This is a genomic window from Salegentibacter sp. BLCTC (assembly GCF_015143665.1).
In the GTDB taxonomy this organism is placed as follows: Bacteria; Bacteroidota; Bacteroidia; order Flavobacteriales; family Flavobacteriaceae; genus Salegentibacter; species Salegentibacter maritimus.
Genome location: NZ_WYEW01000036.1, coordinates 1 through 795, shown reverse-complemented (window position 1 = coordinate 795; position 795 = coordinate 1). Strand labels below are relative to the sequence as shown.

Annotated in this window: 1 pseudogene; it reads left to right on the top strand. The window is 38.5% G+C overall.

Features of this window, described 5'->3' with window-relative positions:
• Positions 1–795: pseudogene (locus GUB10_RS15895) on the top strand (hypothetical protein); the annotation flags it as partial.

The window sequence follows — 795 nt, the reverse complement described above, 5'->3', positions numbered from 1 at the left end:
GTATTCTTACACTTATGAATCTGAAAATCCGGCGGCTACCGTTGGCCCAAGAGGTTTTGTGAGAATTCTTGGCGGTGGAGTAATCACAATTACTGCTACCCAGGAGGGGAACCAAAACTACGAGGCAGCCACTCCTGTGGTAAGAACCCTAACTATAAACGGTAGTGAAGCCAGATTAGTTAGCGCCACTATTAATGGTACTACTTTTAACAATCCTAATGTTGATATTTACTACCTAATTGGTTGTGGAAGTTCAGAAAATGAGGTTCAAATTGAACTTGAACCAAATCAAGGTTCAACCATAGATAGCCAAAATATCTTTACTGTAAACACGCCAACTCCCGGGATTTATAGAAGAACGCTTGTAGTTACATCAGGAGATGGAAATGTGAGTACTACTTACAATATAATAATAGAAAAGAATTTCAATTTTGAGGATATTGTAATTCAGAAATTTAATAATGTACTACTGGTTAACAACAACCCTGAAACCAACGGCGGATACAAATTTGTGAGTTTCCGTTGGTACAAAAATGGTTCTGTAATTGGTAATGACCAATACTACTCTGTAGGGAATAATACCAGTGATCAGTTAGATGCTGATGCTTCCTACTACGTGGTTTTGGAAACGGAAGATGGCGAAGTTTTAAGGACTTGTATTTCTTCAGTTCAGTTGAAAAGCTCTTTAAATGTTTCATTAGCACCAAACCCGGTTAATTCTGGAGGAACTATGGAACTATTAACCGATTTCCCGGAAGAGGAGCTTGAGACCATGCACCTATCAATACATAACCT